Source organism: Pseudoalteromonas piscicida, assembly GCF_000238315.3.
Classification (GTDB): Bacteria; Pseudomonadota; Gammaproteobacteria; order Enterobacterales; family Alteromonadaceae; genus Pseudoalteromonas; species Pseudoalteromonas piscicida.
Window position 1 is genome coordinate 774,852 of the sequence record NZ_CP011924.1, and the last position, 18,548, is coordinate 793,399.

Annotated in this window: 14 protein-coding genes and 2 pseudogenes; 13 read left to right on the plus strand and 3 right to left on the minus strand. The window is 43.2% G+C overall.

The window, feature by feature from the left end; translation table 11 throughout:
* Window positions 1-5: 5 nt before the first annotated feature.
* Window positions 6-731 (minus strand): carboxy-S-adenosyl-L-methionine synthase CmoA, encoded by a 726-nt coding sequence (cmoA, locus tag PPIS_RS03630; RefSeq protein ID WP_010378032.1) that lies wholly within the window; start codon window positions 729-731, stop codon window positions 6-8.
* Between the two features lie 115 nt (window positions 732-846).
* On the opposite strand from cmoA, the gene PPIS_RS03635 reads away from it, so the two are divergent.
* Window positions 847-1,521, plus strand: coding sequence for a DUF3334 family protein (locus tag PPIS_RS03635; RefSeq protein WP_010378035.1), 675 nt, complete (start codon window positions 847-849; stop codon window positions 1,519-1,521).
* A gap of 99 nt (window positions 1,522-1,620) precedes the next feature.
* Here the strand turns inward: PPIS_RS03635 and PPIS_RS03640 are convergent, their stop codons facing one another.
* Window positions 1,621-5,352, minus strand: coding sequence for a response regulator (locus PPIS_RS03640; protein ID WP_010378037.1), 3,732 nt, complete (start codon window positions 5,350-5,352; stop codon window positions 1,621-1,623).
* A gap of 105 nt (window positions 5,353-5,457) precedes the next feature.
* Between PPIS_RS03640 and PPIS_RS03645 the strand changes: the two genes are divergently transcribed.
* The 11 genes from PPIS_RS03645 (at window position 5,458) to PPIS_RS03700 (ending at window position 17,051) form a co-directional block, all read left to right on the plus strand.
* Window positions 5,458-6,579 carry an ATP-binding response regulator gene (locus PPIS_RS03645; RefSeq protein WP_010378038.1) on the plus strand — a complete coding sequence of 374 codons (1,122 nt, stop codon included), beginning with the start codon at window positions 5,458-5,460 and terminating at the stop codon, window positions 6,577-6,579.
* Window positions 6,580-6,965: 386 nt separating this feature from the next.
* Window positions 6,966-7,808 (plus strand): isopenicillin N synthase family dioxygenase, encoded by an 843-nt coding sequence (locus PPIS_RS03650; RefSeq protein ID WP_010378040.1) that lies wholly within the window; start codon window positions 6,966-6,968, stop codon window positions 7,806-7,808.
* A 310-nt stretch (window positions 7,809-8,118) separates the two neighbouring features.
* Entirely contained in the window at window positions 8,119-9,030 is a 912-nt protein-coding gene (gene nagK / locus PPIS_RS03655) for an N-acetylglucosamine kinase (RefSeq protein WP_010378041.1), read from the plus strand.
* Window positions 9,030-10,154 carry an N-acetylglucosamine-6-phosphate deacetylase gene (gene nagA / locus PPIS_RS03660; protein ID WP_010378042.1) on the plus strand — a complete coding sequence of 375 codons (1,125 nt, stop codon included), beginning with the start codon at window positions 9,030-9,032 and terminating at the stop codon, window positions 10,152-10,154. Before nagK ends, nagA (PPIS_RS03660) begins: the two co-directional genes overlap by 1 nt.
* Window positions 10,155-10,299: 145 nt before the next feature.
* Window positions 10,300-11,280 carry an N-acetylglucosamine-6-phosphate deacetylase gene (gene nagA, locus PPIS_RS03665; RefSeq protein ID WP_249031244.1) on the plus strand — a complete coding sequence of 327 codons (981 nt, stop codon included), beginning with the start codon at window positions 10,300-10,302 and terminating at the stop codon, window positions 11,278-11,280.
* A 523-nt stretch (window positions 11,281-11,803) separates the two neighbouring features.
* On the plus strand, window positions 11,804-12,937 hold the full coding sequence (gene nagX / locus PPIS_RS03675) for a transmembrane glucosamine N-acetyltransferase NagX (RefSeq protein WP_010378044.1): 1,134 nt from the start codon (window positions 11,804-11,806) through the stop codon (window positions 12,935-12,937).
* A 262-nt stretch (window positions 12,938-13,199) separates the two neighbouring features.
* Complete coding sequence (gene nagB, locus PPIS_RS03680; RefSeq protein WP_010378045.1) at window positions 13,200-13,994, plus strand: glucosamine-6-phosphate deaminase; 795 nt, start codon at window positions 13,200-13,202, stop codon at window positions 13,992-13,994.
* A 147-nt stretch (window positions 13,995-14,141) separates the two neighbouring features.
* Window positions 14,142-15,044, plus strand: a complete 903-nt coding sequence (gene nudC / locus PPIS_RS03685) for an NAD(+) diphosphatase (protein ID WP_019647577.1) — start codon at window positions 14,142-14,144, stop codon at window positions 15,042-15,044.
* A 2-nt stretch (window positions 15,045-15,046) separates the two neighbouring features.
* Entirely contained in the window at window positions 15,047-16,225 is a 1,179-nt protein-coding gene (locus PPIS_RS03690; protein WP_010378048.1) for a cystathionine beta-lyase, read from the plus strand.
* A 265-nt stretch (window positions 16,226-16,490) separates the two neighbouring features.
* A complete protein-coding gene (locus PPIS_RS03695; RefSeq protein ID WP_010378049.1) occupies window positions 16,491-16,718 on the plus strand; it encodes a hypothetical protein in 228 nt (75 codons plus the stop codon).
* A gap of 45 nt (window positions 16,719-16,763) precedes the next feature.
* Window positions 16,764-17,051 (plus strand): hypothetical protein, encoded by a 288-nt coding sequence (locus tag PPIS_RS03700; RefSeq protein ID WP_010378050.1) that lies wholly within the window; start codon window positions 16,764-16,766, stop codon window positions 17,049-17,051.
* Window positions 17,052-17,414: 363 nt separating this feature from the next.
* Here PPIS_RS03700 and PPIS_RS24795 read toward each other — a convergent pair.
* Window positions 17,415-17,534: pseudogene (locus PPIS_RS24795) on the minus strand (IS66 family transposase); the annotation flags it as partial.
* A 236-nt stretch (window positions 17,535-17,770) separates the two neighbouring features.
* Here PPIS_RS24795 and PPIS_RS03710 point away from each other — a divergent pair.
* Window positions 17,771-18,529, plus strand: a pseudogene (locus PPIS_RS03710) (transposase); the annotation flags it as partial.
* Window positions 18,530-18,548: the final 19 nt, after the last annotated feature.

The window sequence follows — 18,548 nt, forward strand, 5'->3', positions numbered from 1 at the left end:
TGCCTCTATTTTATTGCTACCATTGAGCAGAAGTTAAAGCACTGATACCACACTTGAGTTTGATTAAAGCCAATATCCTCTAATCTTGTCATATGGGTACTTAATGAGTCCGTGCGCATCACGTTTTCAATCGCGGTGCGTTTTTGGCTGATCTCTAATTCTGAGTAGCCATTGTGGCGTTTAAAGTCGTGGTGAAGGTCGATAAGTAAGTTGTCTTTAGTACCGTTTTCACCGCGGATTTTTTCACTTAATAGCAGTACGCCACCAGGTTTTAAACCCTGATATATTTTTTCGAGAACCGCTTTGCGGTTTTCTGGTGGGATAAACTGTAGGGTGAAGTTCATCGCAACGACAGATGCATTGCTAATCTCTATTTCATTGATATCACCTAAAGTGACCGAGACTGGGACGTCAGATTTAAAGCCTTTTAAATGCAGTTGGCAACGCTCTACCATAGGCTGTGAATTATCCACGGCAATGATATGACAGTTTTCTTTATCTATATTTCTACGCATGCTTAGCGTGACCGCGCCTAAAGAGCAGCCTAAGTCATATAAGTTTGAGTTACTTTGCGCGTAAGTACCCGCAAGTTTGCCCATTGTGCTTACTATTGTCGCGTAGCCCGGCACTGAGCGCTGGATCATATCTGGAAACACTTCGACGACATTGGCGTCGAAAGTGAAATCTTTTACTGCTTGCTCAGTGGCATAAATACTGTCTTTGCCCGTCACATTGAATCTCTCTTTGAAAATAATCTCGCTATTTTAGCATTTTATGCTGGATAGTCAGTGATAAATTCAGTAGCTTGGCTACTATTAATAATAAGAAGTAAATATGAGACCAAAAATGGCGAAAAGCAAAGTGATTAGCACAGAAGACATTCTCTCAACGCTATGCCACTCAGTAACAGAAGTTCTGTCGTCGGCAAGCGGCAACCAAATTAACTATTCCGCGATGGTACAAAAGATCACTCGTACCTGTATGAGGCCTGACATCGGCTGTTTCGTATTGTTTGATGGCGGCTTTACCGGTTTAGTCGTAACTAATTTTACCGCGCAAGCAGCAATGGAGGTGTATACCGATTACATGCGCAACATGGGCATGCCTGAAGAAGAAATTGCGCATAGTCATTTATCCGATGACGTTGCCAATGTATTGGGTGAGTTGATGAACCAGATTGTTGGTGATTTCACCAACAAAGTACGTGAGCAGCTACATACCTCTATCACGCAAAACCAACCTAAGATGATGGCTATCAACAAACAGGTGCAGATCTCGGTAGACACAACAATGGATCGCCCGCAGGCAAGACGCGTTACCTTTACCACTCAAGGCCAGAATATTTTCTATCTTGAATTGGCAATGGATAAAACTGAATTTATTAAGCTACATGACTTTGATATTGCAGAGTCGGTAGACCCAGATGACATTATTGCAAGTCAGGCTGAGAAGAAAAAGCCAGCGAAGCCGCAGGAAGAAGATGTTGTAGATGACGACTTTATGGATCAGTTAGGACTGTAAAACCGTATTTAGAGCACCTAGCAGAAAGGCCACAGATGTGGCCTTTCTGCTAGGTAAAAATCTTCATTTCGCCCTCGGATAAAATATATAGTAATGGCACTAATGCAGTGCGCCTTTTCCTGCATTAAGCTCAGGTGCTTCTTCTACATGCTTAATGGATGTTAGCATCATAAAGGCTTCATTGAACTCAAAGCGGGCGATGGCAGTTTTTAATTTCTGCAGTTCTGGTTCCGTCAAATAGCTACTTACTGAAATTGAGTCTACTAGCTCTGTGGCTTGAGTATCATAATCTCTTAACGCACACGCAAGCTGGATGAGTTCCTCTAATTGAATATTGCCACCTTTTTCTTCGTTGTTTTTCGTTACATTTTTTACCTGCTGAGACGCTTCTTTTTTACGGCGCTTTTGGCATTGTTCTAATGCATATCTAACGTATTTAATCAGCTCGTCAATTTCGCTTGCATTAGGTGGGCGGACATTAAGAGAAGCCTCAATGTGCTTAAACTCTTCAGTCAGCCTAACAATCGAAAGGTTAGCGCTAGCGCCTTTTAATGCATGTAACATGCTATGTGCAAGTTCAAAATTCTCAATGGCTAACGCCTGTTTTAAATTGATCAGCTCTTCAATCTGCTGGGATAGGAACTTTTCTAAGATATCGAAGTAAACCTTTTGGTTGCCCGCGGCTCGAGCAATACCCTCGGCAATATCAATGCCTTCAAATTCAATGACCTCATCAACTTCCTCTACCTCTGCTGTGACTTCTGTTGGGTTTGCTACTGGCGTTGCTAAAAGGTTACTGGTCTCAGCGCTTGCATATTTCAAAATGCTTTTAACGAGTTGCTCTACGTCGATGGGTTTGGTGACATGGTCATTCATACCAGCATCGATGCAAGTCTGGATGTCTTCTTCCATGGCATTGGCGGTCATCGCGAGAATAGGAAGTGTATTTTTATCGAACTCTATACGAAGGTTTTGCGTCGCGGTAATGCCATCCATCACTGGCATTTGCATATCCATTAAAACAATATCTATATGTTTGCTATGAACTTGCTCAATGGCTTCTTGCCCATTATCAGCGACCGCCACTTGAGCTCCGAAGCTAGATAAGATCTCCACTGCGATCTCCTGGTTAACAGGTTGATCCTCCGCAACCAAAATCGATAAACCATTTAGTGCTTGTTTACTAATCGTTTGTTCTTTTTTGGTGATAGTGGTTCTTACTTCTGGTGAGTCAAATACGGCATTTTGAATAACGTCCACAAGGTTTGACGGATTAATCGGCTTTAAAAGTACACCATCGACTAAACTGGCTTGGCTGTCGCTCAGGTTTAACTCCCGACCATAAGCTGTGACTAAAATAAACTTACTTTGTGACACATCGACTTGCGATTGCAGCTTAGTGATCATCTCGATGCCATCTAATTTTGGCATATGCCAATCGACGAAAATAAGATCGGGTAAATCTTGTGTTAGGACGAATTGATTTAATGCTTTATGAGGGTCCAAATAAGAACAAACTTGCATACCAAAGTTTGTTAGCATACCACTTAACACGTCCAATGCATGTTGGTTATCGTCAATAATTGTTGCTGATAGCTCTGATAAGTGGGTCGACGCCATTTTCGCCTGACTCAGCTCGTCACTGACTTCCATTTCTAATGTGAAATAAAACTCCGAACCGACGTTTTCCTCACTCTCAACATATATTTCTCCCCCCATAAGCTTGACCAGTTGCTGCGAAATTGTGAGGCCAAGCCCAGTACCGCCATATTTTCGGGTGATTGAATTGTCTGCTTGAGAAAAAGATTGAAATAGGTTTTTTTGCTGGCGTTTATTCATGCCAATACCGGAGTCTTTGACGCTAAACTTAATTTTCGCTAACCCTTTTTCGACATTGACGAGGGCAACACGAATAACAACCTCACCGGTTTCTGTGAATTTAACCGCGTTACCCGCTAAATTGATGAGTACTTGGCTTATTCTAAACTGATCGCCAATCACGCAGTAGGGCACTTGTGAGTCAATATCAAAGACTAACTCTAGTTGTTTTTCTTGGGCTTTTACACTGACGATGGTGGCGACATTGTCGAGTAGTTTTTCTGTTGAAAAGGCCTGATATTCTAACTCGATTTTGCCAGCTTCGATTTTTGAAAAATCGAGTATATCGTTAATCAATCTCAGTAATTGCTTTGCCGCAGTATCTATTTTTGATACGTAGTCGTGCTGTTTTGCATTTAATTCGGTCGCAAGTGCGAGATGAGACATACCAATAATCGCGTTCATTGGGGTTCTAATTTCATGGCTCATGTTGGCGAGGAATTCGCTTTTCGCTTTTGCCGAGTTTTGGGCCAAGTCTTTCGCTTCTATGAGCTCGCGTTGTAGTTGGTTCCTCTCCGACACGTCAAGGTACATACCAACAATCCCAGCTACAGCGCCATTTTCATTAAAAAATGGCGCTTCGTATACAATCAGTTCCCGAGCTTGCTCTTGGCCATCGAGTAATAGTACTTCGTAGGTTTGCTCTTGGGTTGTGGTGATAATTTCGTGGGCTTTGGACTCAAATAGACTGGCTATTCCTAAATCAAAAATCTCGTCTAGTTTGGCGCCAATCACGTCTACTTCAAATTGATCTAACAGTGCCAAGAAGGACTTGTTTACCCCCATAAATACCCCGTCAGTAGATCGATAGTATGTAGGGTTTGGGATAGCATTGATAATGTGGTGGGTAAGTTCAAGTTGTTCGCTTAAGGCCGACTCTGTCTTTTGTTGTTTTTCGATATTTTCATTAATAGCAAGCGCGAGACTTAAGTCCTTACACAAGTACTCAAGCGCTTCAAATTGGCTGTCTATCAACGCCTGTGCACTACCGACTAGTAGCACATAAACTACATGATTACCGATGGCTAGTGGAAAGCAATAACGGCTTTGTAACTTCACTTCAACTTCTTGTTCTTTGAGCCACAACGGTTCTTGTTGTACTTGCGGTTCATTATTTGTTGCGCAAAGCGCTATCGTGGACGCAATAATTGATTGGCTTGGTGTCACTCCGTGGCTTTTCACTAACGACAAGGTGTCGTCTTCTGAATTGGCATAGAGGCAAACACTCGGTGCATTGAACTCATTGGAAATAAACTCTAGTGCGTGGCGGACGATAGGCTCGGAACCAGTGATGGATTTTAGTTCGCGATTATAGTTTTCGATAATTGCGGCTGACGCCAACTTTTGGCTTTGAGAGGTGGTGGCAGCATGGATAGCTTGTGTGAGGCGTTTTACATCTGCGTCACTGTTTGTGGGGGTTACTGAAAGAGGGGCGCCGTTTAACGCTTGTTCACGTAACGTATTGACGATGCGATAGAGTGGGGAGAAATGTTTAGTGCGCATAAACCAAACATAAAAGCTTAAAAATAGTGTTAACACCGCGAAAGCAAGGCCAGTAATCAACAGTATTTTAAGTTGTTGATTAGTATGTGTTTCGAGTTCAGCGTTTGCGATGAGAGGCAGCTGTGAGATGGCGTTTTGATAACTTTGAGGTAAATAGACCTGTTCAACCGTGTTTGCTAAAAATTGAGATTTTAATCTTGCTTGGGTTTCATAAATTTGTTGTAGCGGTAGTGGTAATGAGTGACTTGGTGCAGGTTTGATATCATTGAGCCATTGGGCGTTTTTATCTTTGCTATATATCTCAAGTGAGAGGTGGTTGTGATAAGCGGTATTAACGTCGGTCGCGAGTGTGCTATGAGTGGTTGTTGAGTAGTAGATAAGCGTTGCGCTTCCTAAGGCTGCCATCAAGGCGAAAAGTGCGATCCAACTTAGTAATGCTTTTGAGGACATAAGTTATTATTTACGCGTGAATTTATATATAAACATAGTCGCGATATACAATTTCTCAAGCTATGCTGTAAAAAGTGTCTACCTTAAGGACTTGAGTAACGTTACATGTCAGACATTTTAATTGTTGACGATATGCCGGAAAACCTCCAAGTATTGCAGCTCATACTAAGAAAGGAAGGATATAAAGTATTGGCGGCACGAGGCGGGGACATTGCATTAGGTATCGTTAAAAAGCATCAGCCTGAATTAATTATTACTGATATAAAAATGCCAAACATGTCGGGGATTGAACTATGTAAAGTGCTTAAGTCCGACAACTCGACTGCGGCCATTCCCGTTATTTTTGTGAGTGCTTATGAAGACAGCGAGAGCTTGGTACAAGCATTCGAGGTTGGTGGTGTTGATTACATTACCAAACCCTATAAACCCGCTGAAATCATAGCCAGAGTAAACACCCAATTTAAGTTAATTGAAGCGCAAAAGTTAGCGGTAAAACAGCAGCTATCTAAAGCCATAAACCAAATGGTGATGGGGATTGCACACGAAATCAATACCCCGCTTGGTACCAGTATTACATCAAACACCTTTTTAGAAGGCGTCATGCAAGAGCTTCAAAGTGCACTTACCGCAGGTACGCTTACGCAGGATGGGCTGGTTACGGGGTTTGAACAGATCAAAGACAGCAGTGCGCTGTGCAGCCGTAATCTAGAAAAAGTGGCTAAGTTTGTCAGCTTATTGAAATCGGTCTCTCAGTCTGAGCGAGATAGCAGCTGTGCTGACGTTAAATTACAAGAAATAGAAACAAGACTGAAAAAAGATTTTTCAAAGCAAGACGTACAAATTCAGTTTGTTGGTAACACAACAACAGAGATTTATGTGGATGGACAAGCTCTGGTTGAGGTATTGAGCAACTTAGTTGAAAATTCCATTGCGCATGCTTGGATTGACCATGATCATCTTGCCACTATCACCTTTACGCACTCGGGTAACAATTTACATGTGAATTATACTGACAATGGAATAGGGCTTAGAGGAATTAGTACACAAGAGTTATTAAAACCATTTGTTACAACAAAAAGAGGTAATGCAGGTCATGTTGGGCTCAGCGCAAATTTAACTGCCAACTTGGTTTCAGGGGCACTCAATGGAGAGTTTAGTGTGAAAAATACACCGCAAGGATTGGAGTGGGATATCCAAATACCGATAGATGCCCCCGATAATGCTTGATCTGCATCAAAAGTCTCAGGTCCTATACATAAAAGCGGACATAAGTCCTTATATCATTTGTCCTAATTCAATAAGCTCGCTCGCTGTTAAAACGTAATCTTTAAAAAGTACTCTGCTAACCATGTAATTAGCTACACTTTTTTAAGAATTATCGACAACACGATCGTATAAGGGCTTTTTAGCCTTTGCTGTTGCTGTTTTGAGCGAGTCTTGTCAAATACAAGTTTACTGCTTAAAAACAACCCCCTAGGTTAACAGACCCGATAACATACGCCTTACCTTCTACTAGGTACGCAGTGTTGAGATGACACGGGAAGTGCGTTATTTACTCCAATGTGCAATTGAGTAAATAACCATGAATTACTAATAATTTTGGTGGAACCATTATGCAACAGTTACCTACCGTAGACTATCAATCGCCAAATGCTGCGAAAGAATTTGTAGAATCTTTAAGAAACACGGGTTTCGGTGTACTAAAAAATCACCCAATCCCACAAGAGTTGGTTGAATCAATCTACAAACATTGGCAAGAATTTTTTAATTCAGAAGAAAAACACGAATTCCTTTTCAATAAAGAAACCCAAGATGGTTACTTTCCACCAGAAGTCTCTGAAGTTGCGAAAGGTTTTACAGTAAAAGACATTAAAGAGTACTTTCACATTTATCCAAAAGGTCGCGTACCGGCTCAATTAGAAGCAGAGATTCGTGAATATTACCGTTTAGCGAGCGAGTTTGCTCAAGAGTTGCTAAGCTGGGTACAAGAGGAAGCGCCTGCAGATGTGAGTGCGAGATTCTCTATCGACCTTAAAGATATGATCAAAGAATCAGAGCAGACATTACTGCGTATTCTTCATTACCCACCAATGACAGGTGATGAAGAACCAGGTGCAATTCGCGCCGCAGCTCATGGTGATATCAATCTACTTACTGTATTGCCAGCGGCAAATGAGCCTGGCCTACAAGTGCAAAGACAAGATGGCAGCTGGTTAGACGTACCATGCGACTTTGGTTCGCTAATTATTAACATTGGTGACATGCTGCAAGAGGCGTCGGGTGATTACTTCCCATCGACAATTCACCGTGTGATTAACCCAACAGGCAAAGCGTCGACGAAATCTCGTATTTCATTGCCGCTATTCTTACATCCAAGACCGGATGTTGTGTTGTCAGAGCGTTACACTGCAGATAGCTATTTGCAAGAGCGTTTAAGAGAACTTGGGGTTAAGTAATCTGCGAATAACCTGAACGATAAGGTTAAATCGATAAAGCGACTTGATGTAATATTGAGTCGCTTTTTTATTATGTGTCTAACAATCCCTAATCTCTGTTAGTCCTTGTAATTTGACGATTATTGCAATTTTTCACTGACAATCCTCACAATCTGTGCAATATTAGTTTTTTTCAAAATGAAGAAATTTCTTGAAAAATTTAATGACAACGCTGTCATTTGTTGTGTAACATCAATTCAACATGAATGAAAAACCGTGTCCAACGAAAACAATAACGCGGTCTAATCCAGAACAAAGTAGGGGTCTTTACATGATGGCTAAACAGGTTAACCAAGACCAACTATACATCGGCGTCGATGGTGGTGGAACAAAATGCCGCGCTACAATTTATTCTCTTCAACATGGCGTTTTGGGTACGGGTCTAGGCGGTCCTGCGAATCCCTTACATGGTTTAGAGCGTACGCTTGAATCCATCATGGTGTCGACACAAATGGCGTTACAAGACGCGGGTCTTCGTGTTGAACAAGTACATGAGCTAAATGCAGGTCTTGGCCTTGCTGGTGTTAACTTACCCGCGCTCTATGACAAAATCATGCAATGGGAGCATCCCTTTAAACAAATGTTCCTTACCACAGACTTACACACCGCGTGTATTGGTGCTCATGAAGGTAGCGATGGTGCCGTGATTATTACGGGCACCGGCTCCTGTGGTTTTGCCTTGGTTGATGGTAAAACAGTGAACTATGGTGGTCATGGCTTTGCTCAAGGCGATATGGGCAGTGGCGCATGGATGGGATTAGAGGCGGTAAAAGCTGCATTGCTCGATCTTGATGGTCTTGGTGAAAAAACGTCATTGAGCCAAGTATTGCTAGAGCACTTCAGTGCGAAAGGGGCAATGGGTATTGCAGAACAAATGGCGGGGCAGCCGTCTAGTGGGTATGCAAAGCTGGCTCGTTATGTGTTAGAGCAAGCAAAACTAAATGATGAAATTGCCCTTTCTATCGTAAAGTCTGGTGCGGAATACATTAGTCGTTTAGCGAAGCGTTTACTTGAACTAAACCCGCCTAGACTCTCTATGATCGGCGGATTATCAGAGCCGCTACAACCTTGGCTCGACCCAGAAGTTGCAAAGCAAGTCCAATTACCGAAACAACCTCCTGAAATGGGGGCAATTTACTTTGCAATTCAAAGTGCAGGTCAAGAATTAAAAAAGGCGAACTAATGACGACTCAATGTTATTTTGCTCCAGAATTTTTTGATGGTGAAAGTTTTAGAAAAGACGTTTACTTCGAAGTAAACAACGGCCAAATTGGTTATATCTACGAGTCGCAAGCGACCAATGTATCTAAGTTATCGGGACTAGTTGCACCAGGTTTTATTGACGTACAAGTTAATGGTGGTGGCGGTGCATTTTTTAACGCCAAGCAATCGACGGCATGCTTGGCGACTATGGTTAAAGCACATGGCCAATTTGGTTCAACGGGATTAATGCCAACCCTTATCACTGACAAAATTGAAGTAATGCAACAAGCGGCAGATGCAACAGCAGAAGCGATTGCTACTAATCAGCCCGGAGTGCTTGGGATCCATTTTGAGGGCCCACACTTATCTCATCCTAAAAAGGGTACGCATAGCGAAAAGTTCATCAGGCCAATCTCAGAGCAAGAGTTTGCGGTATACGCGCGTCAAGATTTAGGCATCAAAATGGTGACTTTAGCACCTGAAACTGTGCCGCTTAGCGATATAGAGCGCTTGATTTCATTGGGTGTTAAAGTGTGTATCGGTCATTCAAACGCGGACTATGACACCGCCAGCGCCGCACTAAACGTTGGCGTGGATGGCTTTACGCACCTATTTAATGCAATGTCTGCGTTTACTTCCCGTGAGCCGGGCGTTGTCGGCGCGGCGCTTTGGAATGACAATAGTTGGTGTGGTTTGATTGTTGATGGCCACCACGTTCATCCATTGTCGGCGCAGCTTGCGATTCGTACTAAGCAGCGCGGCAAAATGATGCTAGTGACGGATGCCATGCCTCCGGTTGGGACTGATGATACGGAGTTTGACTTTTTTGATGGCAGAAAAGTTATTCGTACCGGTGATCGGTTAAATTCAACGACTGGTGAGCTTGCTGGCAGTGTATTGGATATGGCAAGTGCGGTGCGGAACACCGTTAATACGCTTAACGTGAGTCTAGCGGAGAGTTTACGCATGGCTTCTTTGTACCCTGCGCAATATCTTGGCCTGTCTCAAAAGGGGCATCTAAGATCGGGGGCTGATGCTGATTTCGTGGTGCTCGATAGCGATTTGATTGTGAAGCAAACCTATATTGGTGGTCAGTTGTTATAACTGATTTGCAATTGAATAGTGGACGGAAACGGCCGCTTAAGTTTCCCTGATAAAACCCCGCAGCAGTACCGCGGGGCTTTGTTTTTTAAGCTTAGTTAGGGCCTGTTGACCTTTGCTGTTTGATTTTTGTTCTTCTGAGTGTGTTTTGGTCGCGACGCTTGACGTACAAGTTAATGGTGGTGGCGGTGCATTTTTTAACGCCAAGCAATCGACGGCATGCTTGGCGACTATGGTTAAAGCACATGGCCAATTTGGTTCAACGGGATTAATGCCAACCCTTATCACTGACAAAATTGAAGTAATGCAACAAGCGGCAGATGCAACAGCAGAAGCGATTGCTACTAATCAGCCCGGAGTGCTTGGGATCCATTTTGAGGGCCCACACTTATCTCATCCTAAAAAGGGTACGCATAGCGAAAAGTTCATCAGGCCAATCTCAGAGCAAGAGTTTGCGGTATACGCGCGTCAAGATTTAGGCATCAAAATGGTGACTTTAGCACCTGAAACTGTGCCGCTTAGCGATATAGAGCGCTTGATTTCATTGGGTGTTAAAGTGTGTATCGGTCATTCAAACGCGGACTATGACACCGCCAGCGCCGCACTAAACGTTGGCGTGGATGGCTTTACGCACCTATTTAATGCAATGTCTGCGTTTACTTCCCGTGAGCCGGGCGTTGTCGGCGCGGCGCTTTGGAATGACAATAGTTGGTGTGGTTTGATTGTTGATGGCCACCACGTTCATCCATTGTCGGCGCAGCTTGCGATTCGTACTAAGCAGCGCGGCAAAATGATGCTAGTGACGGATGCCATGCCTCCGGTTGGGACTGATGATACGGAGTTTGACTTTTTTGATGGCAGAAAAGTTATTCGTACCGGTGATCGGTTAAATTCAACGACTGGTGAGCTTGCTGGCAGTGTATTGGATATGGCAAGTGCGGTGCGGAACACCGTTAATACGCTTAACGTGAGTCTAGCGGAGAGTTTACGCATGGCTTCTTTGTACCCTGCGCAATATCTTGGCCTGTCTCAAAAGGGGCATCTAAGATCGGGGGCTGATGCTGATTTCGTGGTGCTCGATAGCGATTTGATTGTGAAGCAAACCTATATTGGTGGTCAGTTGTTATAACTGATTTGCAATTGAATAGTGGACGGAAACGGCCGCTTAAGTTTCCCTGATAAAACCCCGCAGCAGTACCGCGGGGCTTTGTTTTTTAAGCTTAGTTAGGGCCTGTTGACCTTTGCTGTTTGATTTTTGTTCTTCTGAGTGTGTTTTGGTCGCGACGCTCGACTTGCCGCCTAGTAATCTAGGCAAAAGTTGAGCAACAATGAACAAAGCGCACTCAGGTGAACCCGAAGGGCTGCGCTTGATTGGCATTTCTACTGTGTTATCGCCTGACTTACATAGAATAACTATGCTACGCAGGCTCTGCCTAGTATAAATGGCAATCAAACTGCTGCAAAAACAAACTTGAAAGGTCAACAGGTCCTAGTATTTGGTTAAGCATGGGTGGATCGACAACTCAGGAAGTTATTGTCGTGTGCGTAATGATAGAGTCATGATTGCAACGCGCATCAAAACTAACCTTGAGGCAAATGGATTTGCTTGATTGAGCGATCCATAGTTAATGTTTTCACGCGGATAAATAACAATGACAACGAATAATAAGCCAAAGCGACTTGCGTCTTTAGATGCCTTACGCGGCATGGATATGTTCTGGATCTTAGGTGGCCAGTCTATTTTTGCGGCACTGTTTGTATTGACCGGATGGCAAGGGTGGAAGGCTTTTGAAGCGCACACGCTGCACAGTCCTTGGCATGGTTTTACTTTTTACGATCTTATCTTTCCACTGTTTATCTTTTTATCGGGTGTGGCGATGGGCTTGTCGCCTAAACGTATCGACCATCTGCCCTTTAATGAACGTAAACCGTTTTATCTCAAAGCACTGAAGCGCCTTTTGTTACTGTGTGCTTTTGGCGTGTTATACAACCATGGTTGGGGAACTGGGATCCCAATGGATCCTGACGGTATTCGCTACGCCAGTGTATTAGGTCGCATCGCGTTTGCTTGGTTCTTTTGTGCTTTACTGGTTTGGCATACGAGTTTGCGAACCTTGGCCCATGTGGGTGTAGGCATATTGTTATTTTATTGGTTACTGCTTTGCTTTATCCCGGTTCCTGGTGGGCAAGCGGGGGACTTAAGTGCAAATGGTGTTGGTAGTTGGAATGCGTTCATTGATACGTATTTACTACCTGGGATCAGTTATCAAAACCGTCCGGTTGACCCAGAAGGTGTGCTGTCAAGCTTACCTGCCATTGTAAATGCTATCGCAGGTGTATTTGCTGGTCGTGCGATTGCCAATGCCCAAACGCAAGGAGAGTGGAAAACCGTTGGTATTTTGGCAGGCTCCGGTGTACTTGTCCTAGCACTAGGTTGGCTTTGGGACATGCAATTTCCAGTTAATAAAGAATTGTGGACAAGCTCATTTGTGCTAGTAACCGTCGGCTGGAGCGCAATTCTACTTGCGGTATTTTACGCGATAGTAGATGTACTCAGCTTTCAACGTTGGGCGTATTCATTTGTTATTATAGGAGCCAATTCCATTATCATTTATTTGGCGTCAAGCTTAGTGAATTGGACCTTTATTAGTAAAAGCGTATTCGGTGGCGTGATTGCCGCTGTGCCAACTGCGTGGCAACCATTAATTGCTGTTTTTGCGCTACTGGCGGTACAGCTTTTAGTGCTGCATTGGATGTATAAACGCCGTATTTTTGTAAGTGTATAATATTCGCAAGCCTCCTTTCAAAAAGCCCACCGTTGTGGGCTTTTTAACACCTTTCGATTGCATAGAGTAAAAAATATCCATTTTTTTTTTCACTTTTGCTTTACAAGCGAATTATTTCTGATAATAATGACAGCGTTGTCATAATGGTAATAACCTAATGTTGTGTATCCCAATTAGGTTCGATCTGACCTTGCTTTGATTGCACGCGAGGCAAGGCTCAGATCCCATTTTATTCTAATCATCTCAACATTTGGTTAATCGTATGCAAGTAGTCATTTTAAAAGACGCTGCCGAAGTGGCAGCATATGGTGCAGACATTTTTACAACGCAATTAAAGCGTAAAGCTAACTCTGTGTTGGGATTAGCGACGGGTTCAACACCGGTTGCTTTGTATCAAGAATTAATTAAGCGTAACCAAGCGAACGATATCAGTTTTGCTGAAGTTACCAGCTTTAACCTAGATGAATATTTAGGTTTAGATGGCTCGCACCCACAAAGTTATCGTTACTTTATGCAGCAGCAGCTGTTTGACCATATCAACATTGATAAAAGTAACACGCACGTACCGCCGGGTGATGCAAAAAATCCAATTACGGCGTGCGGCGAGTATGAAGCGCGTATTAAATCTGCTGGTGGTATAGATGTACAACTGTTAGGCATTGGCAGAAATGGCCATATTGGCTTTAACGAGCCATCTTCTGGCTTAACGTCACGCACTCGGGTTAAAACCCTAACGAAAGCGACGATTGATGATAATGCTCGTTTTTTTAAAGCTGATGAGTACCAACCTCACTTGTCAATCACTATGGGTATTGGCACGATTTTAGATGCTAAAAAAGTCGTGTTATTAGCGACTGGTGAAAATAAAGCTGATGCCGTTGTTGCTATGGTGGAAGGCCCGTTGACTGCGGCGTGTCCAGCTTCGGCACTACAAATGCATCGTGATGCTGTAATCGTCATCGATGAAGCTGCGGCATCTAAGCTAAAAGATATTGAATTCTATAAGCATATTGAAAACGAAAATCAAAAGTTGCTGGACTATCTTGCCTCTCTGTAGTGTGAAATCACACTGTAGTTTTCAAAAGCCCATTTATGGGCTTTTTTTTTGCCTGTACCTTTGTGCTATGGTAGTTTTAAGGTCTCGCCGAGGTGGATAAAATGTTCCAGAACACGAAGGAATAGGGGCTTGCTGTATTACACTCAAATGACGTTAGACAGAGCGTCTAACGAAAGAAAAGATCAAAACTGGTTATTATCTCAAATGGGTGACAATAGTCGCTGGTTATTAATTCAAGACGACGCTAATCTAGTGCGTGCCCGAGATAATGAATTACATTATCTTTCTCGCACAGAAGTCGCTGATTTAGCGCTCCAAGACGCGATATTCTTAGGTCGTGACGAAGCGCACAGCTATTTTGCGCTTGATGTCTCCAAACAACGAGACAAGCTTTCTTTTATTGACTCCGAGTCAGAATTCATCGATATGCGCCAAGTGGGTCGTAACTTACCAAAGCAACAGGGCTCAATTGGTGTGCTTGCACGAGGATTATGTTACTGGCATAAAACCCATTGTTTTTGCGGACGTTGTGGGCAACCCAATAAAATGGTTGAAGCAGGCCATGCAAGACGTTGTGTTAACCCTGAATGTCGCCATATGACGTTTCCACGTACAGATCCAGCCGTTATCATGCTTATCACTCATGTTTTCCCTGATGGCGTTGAACGCTGTTTGTTGGGCCGTCAGGCTGTTTGGCCAGAAGGTGTATTTTCGACGCTGGCTGGATTTGTTGACCCCGGCGAGTCGCTAGAGCAAGCCGTGATAAGGGAAGTGATGGAAGAGGCGGGTGTTGAAGCATACGACGCCACTTATATTGCCTCACAGCCTTGGCCGTTCCCGTCTTCACTTATGCTTGGATTTATCGCGAAGGCAAAAACCACAGAGATTTTTGTTGAGCAAGATGAGCTTGAGCAAGCTAAATGGTTTTCACGGGCGGAGCTTAATACATTTTCAGAGTGGGGTGATACAAAGCCCGGCTATAAACTCACCAGAGAAGACTCTATTTCCAGATATTTAGTTGAATACTGGCGTGCACAATCAGAAGAGTAATTATGAAAAAGCATACTAAAATCGTTGCTGCTGGAAGAAAAGCAGAATATACCAAAGGGGTAGTAAACCCAGTTGTTCAGCGCGCCTCTACTGTAGTTTTTGAGAGCGTTGCCGAAATGCAAGAAGCGATAAAAGGCCGTGGACATCGCACACTGTTTTACGGCCGCCGTGGTACCAATACCCATTTCGCCTTGCAAGATGCCATTACTGAGCTTGAAAATGGTGCAGGTTGCGCTTTGTATCCGTCTGGTGCTGCTGCTATCGCACAGTCACTACTGTCATTTTTAAAAGCAGGCGATCACTTGCTGATGGTGGATACTGCGTATGAGCCAACCAGAGATTTGTGCGATAAGCTGTTAAAAGGCTATGGTATCGAAACCACTTATTATGACCCTATGGTTGGCGCAGGTATTGACGCGTTAATTCAAGACAATACCAAAGTGTTGTTCTTAGAGTCTCCAGGTTCAATCACCATGGAAGTTCAAGATGTGCCAGCGATGGTTGAAGTTGCAAAGCGCCGTGGCGTTATCACTATGCTTGATAATACGTGGGGCAATGGCTGGCAGTTTCGTCCGCTCGATCATGGTGTTGATATCAGCATTCAAGCGGCAACCAAGTATATTGTTGGGCATTCGGATGTCATGATGGGGGTTGCCGTTGCAAATGAGCGTTATTGGCCTGAGCTTAGAGAGCACTCGTATTTACTGGGTCAATGTACCTCTGCAGATGATGCTTATTTAGCACTACGTGGGTTACGTACTATGCCTGCGAGGTTAAAACAACACGAACAGTCGGCAATGATAGTGGCGAAATGGCTCGAAGCGCACCCGCTCGTGGACCACATTAGACATCCCGCTTTTGAGACTTGTCCCGGTCATGAATTCTTCAAGCGAGACTTTGATGGCAGTAATGGTTTATTTTCAATCGTAATGAAAGAAGGTAGCCAAAAGGCGATTAACCGTTTCTTAGATGCCTTATCCCATTTTAAAATGGGTTTCTCATGGGGCGGCTATGAAAGTTTAGTTACAGCCAATAAAACCATGGAGCATTTGCGATCAACTACAGGTTGGACACTTGGCCCCGTGATCCGCCTTCACATCGGTCTTGAAGATGTAGAAGACTTGATAGAAGATTTAGAACACGCACTTAAAGTCTACGAACAAAACCTCGGTAAATCTTAAAATTTCGGTTCGACTTATTGGTATGGGGTGCTTCTTTTTAAATGAGGTACCTCGGACTTATTTATACCATTTTGAAGGTCGCATGTTTTTCATCACCTTGACCCAAGTAGTGCCATTACCTAATACTTCCATTTCATAATTGTCCAAAATCTGTAGACACAGATCATATAAAGCTAGTTTTATGGCGTTGAAAGGAGTAACTTTATTTACGTATTTTTGCCAGCTTTACATAAAATAATACATAGGAAGTTTCAAGGAGAATTATATGATGGAAGTAATGTGGAGTAGTATCAGCGTCATAAGTGCGCTTGTTTACATCGGTTTTATTTTTTTGTGTATACCAATTCCCCTCTTTATTTACCTTATTTCAAAACGAGTCAAAGAAATGAGAGATTTAGCGGTGGAATCAAGAATGGAAATTAAAGAGATCAATGCCAGTTTGAAGTACTTTAAACGTAAGTACAGGGAATCTATTGAGGAAGGTAATATTTAAGACTTACGTCACAAGAATATTACAACCCAAATTCAAGGAAAAGTGATGAAATTAAGTTTATTGATTATGTTACCGATAGTCTCACTCAGTGCTTGTGTGGTAATGCCCGTTAAGGATACTGCCCACATCAACAAGTGTGAGATTTCATCGGATAGAAAAACCCTAAAAATAGTCGATGTTGCAGATGAAACCAATACGTATTATTCCGTGAGTGGAATTATATTAACGCCGATACTCGTTCCTACTACTGCTATTATTTCGGGAACTTATGTGTTGGCAAATAATGCCTATCGTCTTGGGGAAGAGACGATAAAATGCGAAAATAAATCTTAAAACTAACTACAAACTTATTTAATTGTTGCGTCGTGTTTTGGTTTAAGCACAGCGCAACGCTCCAAAACCACTTGTGCTAGCTCCCGGAGGGATTCGGCACATCAGTTTTAAACAACAAGATGGCAGTTGGGGACGTGCTATCAACATGGGGGACAAGGTAAATTCAGACAAATGGGATGCTTACGCTACGGTTACTTCGGATGGTAAATACATATTGTTTAATCGGGGGATGGATAACGAGAATTCCAATGTGGATATCTACTTGGTGGAAGCAAAGATAATTAATGAGTTAAAAACGAAAAATGGCTATTCTAAACCAAAAAGCCAAGGTGACTTGCCAAGAGAGCAAGTGCGCGGTATTTCGCTTTCCGCACCATTTGTAGAGTTCTTTCGGCCTATGACGAACGGTTTGATAGCATGCTCTGCACGACCATAGTCTATCTTTAGATGTCTGTCATCTAGGTAGCGAACGAGTTTTGACCATTATCTGAGTGTGTTGTGGACGGCTTTGCCCTCGCTTCGATTTTGGTAGCATCGTTTGCGCTGATTTATCTAACCGGTAAGAGAAAACAAATCGCTGACAAATCGCTGACACCCACCACGAAAACAAATCGCTGACACCCACAAAACAAATCGCTGACACCCACTACTAATTTGCACCTTCCTAAGATACCGCCTACGCTTTAATTCTGCACTCAAAGGATTGAGGAAAACAAACTATGGCTACTGCCCGTAAAAAACAAATCAGTTTAACTGACACCAAATACTATCACTGTATCTCCCGTTGCGTAAGGCGCGCCTTTCTGTGCGGTGAAGATAAACTTACTGGCAAATCATACGAGTACCGCCGTGATTGGGTTGAAGAAAAGCTCTTGATGTTGGGCTCTGTGTTTTGTATTGATGTCTGTGCTTATGCCGTGATGAGTAATCACACTCACATAGTTTTATATGTTGATGATAAAAAGGCTAAGCGTCTGTCGGATAAAGCGATTGTGATACGATGGCACAAGTTATTTAAAGGTAATTGGATAAGCCGTAAATTTACTGAAGGTGAGCCTCTCAATGAGTCGGAGCAATTGATACTCAATGAGCTGGTTGATAAGTACAGGGAAAGACTAGCCGATATTAGCTGGTTTATGCGAGTACTCAACGAAGATATCGCCCGTAGAGCAAATAAAGAAGATAATTGTAGAGGCCGATTTTGGGAAGGACGATTCAAATCCCAAGCATTACTGGACGAGGCAGCACTGGCTGCTTGTTTGGCATATGTAGACCTAAACCCTATTAGAGCCAAAATCGCCGCAACGCCTGAAACCTCAGACTACACCAGCATCAAAAAGCGAATTGACCATGCGAAATTAGGTAAACAGCCAAAAAGCCTATTACGCTTTGCTGGCAGCCCAAGAAAACATATGCCGAAAGGACTGCCTTTTGAGCTCAAATCCTATATTGAGTTGGTTGAACTCACAGTAGCATGCTCTGCACGACCATAGTCTA

Bases quoted from the DNA above. Each gene is read 5' to 3' on its own strand.
- PPIS_RS03650 (WP_010378040.1), top strand. From the start codon at position 6,966: ATGCAACAGTTACCTACCGTAGACTATCAATCGCCAAATGCTGCGAAA.
- PPIS_RS03690 (WP_010378048.1), top strand. From the start codon at position 15,047: ATGAAAAAGCATACTAAAATCGTTGCTGCTGGAAGAAAAGCAGAATAT.
- nagX (WP_010378044.1), top strand. From the start codon at position 11,804: ATGACAACGAATAATAAGCCAAAGCGACTTGCGTCTTTAGATGCCTTA.
- nudC (WP_019647577.1), top strand. From the start codon at position 14,142: ATGACGTTAGACAGAGCGTCTAACGAAAGAAAAGATCAAAACTGGTTA.
- nagK (WP_010378041.1), top strand. From the start codon at position 8,119: ATGATGGCTAAACAGGTTAACCAAGACCAACTATACATCGGCGTCGAT.
- PPIS_RS03645 (WP_010378038.1), top strand. From the start codon at position 5,458: ATGTCAGACATTTTAATTGTTGACGATATGCCGGAAAACCTCCAAGTA.
- nagB (WP_010378045.1), top strand. From the start codon at position 13,200: ATGCAAGTAGTCATTTTAAAAGACGCTGCCGAAGTGGCAGCATATGGT.
- PPIS_RS03695 (WP_010378049.1), top strand. From the start codon at position 16,491: ATGATGGAAGTAATGTGGAGTAGTATCAGCGTCATAAGTGCGCTTGTT.
- PPIS_RS03640 (WP_010378037.1), bottom strand. From the start codon at position 5,352: ATGTCCTCAAAAGCATTACTAAGTTGGATCGCACTTTTCGCCTTGATG.
- PPIS_RS03635 (WP_010378035.1), top strand. From the start codon at position 847: ATGGCGAAAAGCAAAGTGATTAGCACAGAAGACATTCTCTCAACGCTA.
- nagA (WP_010378042.1), top strand. From the start codon at position 9,030: ATGACGACTCAATGTTATTTTGCTCCAGAATTTTTTGATGGTGAAAGT.
- PPIS_RS03700 (WP_010378050.1), top strand. From the start codon at position 16,764: ATGAAATTAAGTTTATTGATTATGTTACCGATAGTCTCACTCAGTGCT.